The organism is Solibacillus isronensis (assembly GCF_023715405.1).
GTDB lineage: Bacteria > Bacillota > Bacilli > Bacillales_A > Planococcaceae > Solibacillus > Solibacillus isronensis_B.
The window spans coordinates 1-261 of sequence record NZ_JAMBOC010000047.1 but is presented as its reverse complement, the minus strand read 5'-3'; the positions used below and the strand labels follow the sequence as shown (position 1 = coordinate 261).

Here is a 261-nt window from a genome sequence, read left to right as displayed (position 1 = left end):
AAAGTTAACACTTGGATAAAATCCAAGATTTAAGTTTACACGTCAATTGCTTGACTTGTTTAAAAATCTATAAAATAGAAATTTGATTTATTGCTTTCAATGTCGTTTTATCCAGTTTTCAAAGAACAAGTTAATAAAATTGGTGGAGCCTAGCGGGATCGAACCGCTGACCTCCTGCGTGCAAGGCAGGCGCTCTCCCAGCTGAGCTAAGGCCCCAATATTAGTATTAAGAGGTTATATAAAGAATTTATATGGTGGGCC

At 37.2% G+C, this 261-nt stretch carries 1 tRNA gene; it reads right to left on the bottom strand.

Annotated elements, in window-relative coordinates:
• Nucleotides 1–140: 140 nt before the first annotated feature.
• Nucleotides 141–216: transfer RNA gene (locus tag M3166_RS19175), tRNA-Ala, on the bottom strand.
• Nucleotides 217–261 lie beyond the last annotated feature (45 nt).